This window comes from Paractinoplanes hotanensis (assembly GCF_023717965.1).
Lineage (GTDB): Bacteria > Actinomycetota > Actinomycetes > Mycobacteriales > Micromonosporaceae > Actinoplanes > Actinoplanes polyasparticus.
Genome location: NZ_JAMQOL010000049.1, coordinates 150,193 through 156,908 on the forward strand (window position 1 = coordinate 150,193; position 6,716 = coordinate 156,908).

The 6,716-nt window shown below is 70.8% G+C and carries 5 protein-coding genes; 3 read left to right on the top strand and 2 right to left on the bottom strand.

Features of this window, described 5'->3' with window-relative positions; all coding sequences use genetic code 11:
• Positions 1–258 precede the first annotated feature (258 nt).
• Both LXN57_RS34265 and LXN57_RS34270 read left to right on the top strand, forming a co-directional pair.
• Positions 259–849, top strand: a complete 591-nt coding sequence (locus tag LXN57_RS34265) for a Uma2 family endonuclease (RefSeq protein ID WP_251802373.1) — start codon at positions 259–261, stop codon at positions 847–849.
• Between the two features lie 316 nt (positions 850–1,165).
• Positions 1,166–1,732 carry a Uma2 family endonuclease gene (locus tag LXN57_RS34270; protein WP_251802374.1) on the top strand — a complete coding sequence of 189 codons (567 nt, stop codon included), beginning with the start codon at positions 1,166–1,168 and terminating at the stop codon, positions 1,730–1,732.
• Positions 1,733–2,117: 385 nt separating this feature from the next.
• Here LXN57_RS34270 and LXN57_RS34275 read toward each other — a convergent pair whose 3' ends face one another.
• A complete protein-coding gene (locus tag LXN57_RS34275; protein ID WP_251802375.1) occupies positions 2,118–2,675 on the bottom strand; it encodes a hypothetical protein in 558 nt (185 codons plus the stop codon).
• 159 nt (positions 2,676–2,834) lie between these two features.
• Positions 2,835–5,468: a serine/threonine-protein kinase gene (locus LXN57_RS34280; protein ID WP_251802376.1), complete on the bottom strand. Its 2,634-nt coding sequence runs from the start codon at positions 5,466–5,468 to the stop codon at positions 2,835–2,837.
• A 133-nt stretch (positions 5,469–5,601) separates the two neighbouring features.
• Between LXN57_RS34280 and LXN57_RS34285 the strand changes: the two genes are divergently transcribed.
• The gene (locus LXN57_RS34285; RefSeq protein ID WP_221377663.1) at positions 5,602–6,627 is read left to right on the top strand and encodes a LacI family DNA-binding transcriptional regulator; all 1,026 of its coding nucleotides are present in this window, start codon (positions 5,602–5,604) and stop codon (positions 6,625–6,627) included.
• The last annotated feature ends 89 nt before the right edge of the window (positions 6,628–6,716 follow it).

Below are 6,716 nucleotides of genomic sequence, written 5' to 3' on the forward strand. Positions count from 1 at the left end.
CCGGCGGTGGCCTGAACCTGTGACTCCCCGCGCGAGCCGGCCGCCCCGATCTCCCTGACCGGCAACGGTATAGCGTCCGCGGCCGGCACCGCCTTCACAGGAACCCCCACCTGCGCGCGACCGTAGGCCTGATCACCGCCGATCACGAGGACAGAGCCACCAACCTGGCCGAAGCAGCGCACTCCCCCCACCCTGCCCGCAACTCGTTGACGGTCGTCATCTTGATGTGTGGCAACTGGGCATGCGACCATTCAGGATATGGGCGCACACGACAACTTGCCGACGACCGAGGCGAACTTCGACCGCCCGGGCCCATGGGCCGAGGAGGAGTATCTTGCGCTTGGCGAGACGACGAATCGAATCGAGCTGATCGACGGAGGCCTCTGGGTAAGCTCGGGACCGAGCGTGGCCCACCAGGGCATATTGCACGTCGTTCACGCAGCGCTGCGCCCCACTGCGCGCGCCGCGAACCTGAAGGTCTTCAAGGGCATCAACGTTCGACTAGGCCCGAACCGGCTGCTGATCCCCGACCTCGCGGTGGTGAGCCCGGAGATCAGGGTCACGACAGTGGTCGAGGCCGCCGACGTCACCCTTGTCGGGGAGGTCGCCTCGCCGAGCAGCAAAGCGATGGACAGCGGCCAGAAGTGGGAGTTCTACGAGGCCGCGAAGATCGACTCCTACCTGCTGATCGAGCCGAACATGCCCGACTACGACGAGGTCACGCTTCGCCTGTTCCGTCAGCGGCGTAACCGCTACGTCGAGGTAGCCACGGCGAAGCCGGGCGAGGTCCTGATCGCGGATTCACCCTTCCGCATCGAGCTCGACACGAATGAACTGGTGAACTTCTGATCCCCACTGCGGCCCGCCCTGATACCGGCCGGCGCGGTCGCGGCGGATCCGCGACAACGGGTGGGGCGCGCAGCTCTGCTTACGGCTCCGGGCATGCGGGCGAATCGCTCCGCATGCCCGGCGTTGTTATGCCCAGACCTCCTCGGGCAGTCGGCCAGGCTGCGATCCAGCCGGTCCTGCCGGCCGACGCGCCCCGGGCCATCACCGCCGTCACCGAGGCGTGCCGGATCACCGCGAACATCAGCCTCCCTGAGAGCCCGGACCGGCCGACCCACAGAGGTTGACATGCGTCATCTAGTCGTCCGACAATCTACGGGTGACGGAGGGAAGGCTGCAGCGACGTGGTGAGCCCTGGGAAGACCTGGGTTCAATGACTCCGGGCGACGTGGGCTACCGGTTGGACGGGGTCGAGGGCGACGTGCTGCCCAGCCTCACGCCGACCGTGCCTCACCAGAGCGTGGCTCACTTGCTGGTGCGGTCCCTCCGCACCTCTGCTCGCCGGGCTGGGCTGGGCGCGCACGGCGGGGTGCTGTTGCGGCTCGGCCCCGGAAGCCTGCTCGTGCCCGACCTCGCCGTCGCCCGGGTCGACCGGCTCGCCGCCTTCGCCGAGGCCGCCGACACGACTCTCGTCGGTGAGATCACCCGACCCGGCGCCGACCCCACCGGAACCCCGAACCGGATCGAGCACTATGCGGCGGCCGGCATCCCGTGGTTTCTGTTGGCACAGCCCGAATCGGCCGAGCACAAGGCCGTCAGCCTCCGGCTCTTCCACCTCAGCCGCGGCCGTTATCTCGAACACACGTCGGCCTCCCCCGGCCAGATCCTGGTCGCCAAAGAGCCGTTTCCGTTCCGCATCCGAACCACCGACCTGGTCGTGTTCTGACCACGACCCCCGAGAGCGGATCCCACCGACAGCGGCATCAAGGCGCAAGTCGGCCCACCCGACAGCGGCACCAAGGCGCAAGTCGGCCCATCCGCCTCCACCAAAGCCAGCGAAGGCGCCAGTGGTGACTGCGCCCCGTCGACCTATCGCCGGCCAAGCCTCCGCGGCCCGCAAAGCCGATCCATCAGTCTGATCAAGTCGACCGCTCAGCCCAGGCCACGGCCGCTCGCCCCCGAAGCCGAATCGGTCGGTCGGTCGGCTCATCTCAGCACCTCATCCTGGTTCATGGGTCCTCACCCCAGAGGCCGAGGGGAACCGGGCCATTGCCCTCTGCCGACACTCGGGACTCGAGTCGGGGTCGCCACCCTCGGAAGACCGGAGAAAATCACCCCCTCTGCGCTGCTCGAGACGCTGCTACGGACGCGGCGGCCGGGAGCACGAAGTTGAGCAGCAGGACCAGTAGCTCCTCGGCCACCGGGTAGTGCTCGACGAGGACGCCCACGAGCAGGTTGACGACCTGGAGGGCCAGCCAGAGCGGGACGAAGACGGCGGCGGCCGTGCGGAGGGCGGTCTCCCGGCTGGCATGCGGAATCAACAAGCCGGCCAGCAAGGCGATCGCGGCCCACAGGGCCACGCCGGCCACGAGGAACCAGAACAGGCGGATGCCGCCCAGCGACGGGCCGTCGGGCCAGGCCCACCACGCGGCGCCGGCCACGGCGGTGGGGACGCCGAAGACCGGCAGCAGAGCCATCGCTTCCTCGGACGGCCGGTAGCCGGCGGAGAAGACGCCTATGCCGGCGTTGACCACCGACAGCACAAGCCACAGCGGGGCGAAGACGCCGAACGTGACCGCGCCGGGCGCCTCGTGGGCGAACAGCTCGGTGAGCAGCAGGACCGTGCCGGCCAGCAGGATGCCGGCCAGCAGGAAACGGGGCAACCGCACGGCAACCACCTCGCAGGACAACCGATGAGGGGCCGAAGTCTGCCACTCGCGGACGCCTCATCGAGCTGCCTGTGGATAGCCCGGGCACCCTCCGGCAGAGCCTTGTGGACAACCGGATGTGGGCCGTCCCGAGGCAGTAGCGTCGGGTTCTGCCCTCGCTCAGGAGCGGGGGCGGAAGCTGTCGAAGACGAGCTGCAGGTCGTCCCGGTAGCGCGCCCAGGAACTGTCCGGGGTCTGCCAATAGAAGCCGTAGGCCTGAGTCTTGGAGGTGATGACGCCACGGTTGTTGACGTGCTGGCGGGTGCCGTTGCGGGTGAAGGTGAACTCCCAGTCGGCGGCCTTCTGGAAGTAGTCGACCTCGCGGATGTGGATCTCGCGGTAGGAGGGGAAGTCGCCGCGGGCCACGCGGTAGTCGGCCTTGCCTCGCCAGTCGGCCACGGGGTTGGGCGCGGGCTTCCTCGTCTGGTCGATGCCGAGGACGCGGCCCGTCCTGCTGTCCCGGAAGTACACCATCGTCCCCTCCCGCGAACGGGTCCAGCCCTCGGGGACGTAGACGGCGAAACCGGTCCGGTCCTGGTAGTCGCGCCACCCGGCGGGCAGTTCGGGCAGGCCGGATCCCGAGCCGGCGCCGCTGTCGTCGGCGACGGTGGGCGACGGCGTCGCTGAGGCCCGGGAGGACGCGGAGGCGGCGGGGGCGCCGGCGGGGTCCGAGGTGCTGGGTGAGGACGACGGCTGACCGGGCGCCGAGACGGCCGGCACGCCGGCGCGGGTGTTCGCTTCGCCGTCCGGGCCGGACCTTGTGACGTTCCAGACGACCACGCCCGCGATCATGGCGACCACAGCCGCCGCGGCAGCCAGGAACCAGCGCCGGGTCGGCGAACTGTCCGGGCGTGCGTCGGAATCGAGCGGGACCGGAGTTGCTCGGCCGCGGTAAGCCGGGCCGAGCCCGGGTACCGCTGAACCGGCCTCGGACGGCGAACGCTGCCCGACGCGGCCGCCGGGCGGGGCGGCGTCAGTCGCCGGCGTGACGTGGGTCGGCGTGGAGGGAGCGGCGGGCGACGCTGCGTCGTCGCGCGTCGCGGCGATGCCGCCAGAAACGCCGGCCACTGGTGGAGCGTCACGCGTTGACTCGGAGGCGCTGGCCCGCGCTGCATCGTCACCCGTTGACGAGGGGATGCCGGACTGCGCTGTGTGGTCGGCGGACGCCGCACCGTCACGCGTTGACCCGGGGGCGCCGGCGGGCGCTGTGCCGTCGCGCGTTGAGGCAGTACCCGCTGAGATGTCAGCCGACCCCGCACCGTCGCCCGTTGACCCGGCGGCGCCGGCCGGGGCTGCGCAGTCGCCCGTTGACGCGGGGACGCCGGACCGCCCAACGCCGTCACGCTCTGCGGCAGTACCGGCAGAGTCGTCAGCCGACACCACAGGGTCACCCGTTGACCCGGGGACGCCGGACCGCCCAATCCCGTCACGCTCTGCGGCAGTACCGGCAGAGTCGTCAGCCGACACCACAGGGTCACCCGTTGACCCGGGGACGCCGGACCGCCCAATCCCGTCACGCTCTGCGGCAGTACCGGCAGAGTCGTCAGCCGACACCACACTGTCGCCCGTTGACGCGGACGCGTCGGGCGGCGCTGTGCCGTCACGTGTTGCGGCAGAGGCGTCAGGCGACGCCGCACCGTCGCCCGTTGAGGCGGGGGCGTCCGCCGGGGCTGCGCCGTCGTGGCTTGTGGGGACGTCGGTGGGGATTCCTGCCGGCGCTGCGTCGGCGCGCATCGCGGCAGGGGCGGTGGCGAGAGCGCCGGATGGCGTTGCGGCGCTGCTGGCGGGATCAGCGCCGGGGGCAGGCCGCTGAGCTGGGATGCGACGGGCGGCCGGATTCTCGGAGGGCGGCGCCGGGTCGTCGGTTGCGGGGCGGGGGCTGAGGACGGCCGGGAGGTCGTCGGTGGTGGCGGCCTCGGGGTGGGCGGGAACCAGCGCGTGCCCGTACGCGCCGGAGGCTGCCTTGCGTAGCAGGTGCTCGGCCTCGGCGGCGTTGATGCGCTCGGCGGGGTTCTTGCGCAGCAGACCTTTCAGCACCGGCTCCAGCGGCCCGGCTTGGCGCGGCGGGTCGGGTTCGTCGGCGGCCAGCGCGGTCAGGCTGGCCAGCGCCGACGCACGGTGGAACGGGGAATGGCCCTCGACGGCGGCGTACAGCGTCGCCCCGAGCGACCACAGGTCCGAGGCCATCCCGGCCGTCCCGTCGCGGGCCCGTTCCGGTGACATGTATTCGGGGGATCCGATCAGCATGTCCGAGCTGCTGATCTGGCTGTCGCCCTCGATGGTGGCGATGCCGAAGTCGGTCAGCAGCACCCGGCCGTCGTCGGCGAGCAGAACGTTGGCCGGCTTCACGTCGCGGTGGTCCACGCCGGCGGCGTGGGCGGCTCGGAGCGCGGCCAGCAAGTCCAGGCCGACCCGGGCGGCGCGGCGCGGGTCGAGCGGGCCCGCGGTGCGCAGCACCTCCTGCAGCGAGCTGGACGGCACGTACGCCATGACGATCCAGGCGCGGCCGTCCACATCGAGCACGTCGAAGACCTGTACCACGTTGGGGTGGCCGAGCCGGGCGGCGGCGCGGGCCTCGCGGAGGGTGCGGCGGTGGACGGCGTTGCGGTCCGAGGCCTGCAGGTCGGCGGGGAGCAGCACCTCTTTGATCGCCACTTCGCGTTGCAGCACCTCGTCACGGGCCTGCCAGACCTTGCCCATGCCACCCACGCCCAGGGTTTCGCCCAAGCGGTAACGACCGGCGATGAGAGGCATGTGAGGCCCCTTACCCGGCTGTGGCCGAGATCAGACCTGTGCACGTGTCCTTATCGGTCGCGGAATGTGCAATACTTCCGGAACTCCGAATCGAAAGTTTCGCCGGAGTTCGTGGGGCAGGCGAGGAGAGTCCATGGCCGCGACCGGAAGACGCGTCACTATCGCGACCATTGCCGAGGCCGCCGGGGTGAGTGTGCCTACGGTGTCGCGGGTGCTCAATGGGCGTACGGATGTCTCCCCGGAGACGCGCGACCGCATCGAGCATCTGCTGCGGGAACACGATTATCGGCCTCGTAACTCTCGGCAGCCACTGCGCGCCGGATTGATCGACCTCGTTTTTCACGATCTCGACAGCCCGTGGGCGGTCGAGCTGATCCGCGGCGTCGAAGAGGTCACCCACGCCGCCGGGGTCGGCACCGTGGTGTCAGCCGTGCACCGGCGCACCGCGTCTACCCGGCAGTGGCTGCAGAATCTGCGGTCGCGCCAGTCCGACGGCGTGGTCCTGGTCATCTCGGACGGGGCCGGCCCGGTCTACACCGAGCTGCACCGGCTGAACGTCCCGATGGTGATCATCGACCCGGCCGGCGGAGCCGCGTCCGACGTGCCGACGATCGGCGCCACGAACTGGTCGGGCGGTCGCAGCGCCACCGAGCATCTGATTTCGCTCGGCCACCGCCGCATCGGCCTGGTCGAGGGGCCGCGCAACCTGTTGTGCAGCCGTGCTCGTCTCGACGGCTACCGCGCCGCTCTCGAGTCGGCAGGCCTGCGGGTCGACCGGCGGCTGATCGAGCCGGGCGACTTCAGCCACGAGGGCGGTTTCGCGGCCGCCCAGCGGCTGCTCGACCGCGACGACCCGCCAACCGCGATCTTCGCGTCGAGCGACCAGATGGCGCTGGGCGTCTACGAGGCGGCCCGGCTCAAGGGCATCCGGGTGCCCAACGACCTGAGCGTGGTCGGCTTCGACGATCTGCCCGAGGCCCGCTGGTCGTCGCCGCCGCTGACGACCGTCCGTCAGCCGCTGGCCGACATGGGCGGGCTCGCCGCGCGAACCGTCTTGCGACTGTCTCGCGGCGAGCCCATTGAAACCCCCCGGGTGGAGCTGGCGACCGAGCTCGTGGTCCGGGAAAGCACCGTCCTACTTGCCGAATCCCGCCGTTAGACCACTCAGCAGCTGGCGGCGGCCGATGGCGTAGAGCAGGACGATCGGTACGGTCGTGAGCACGACCGAGGCGGCGATGGCGGGGATGT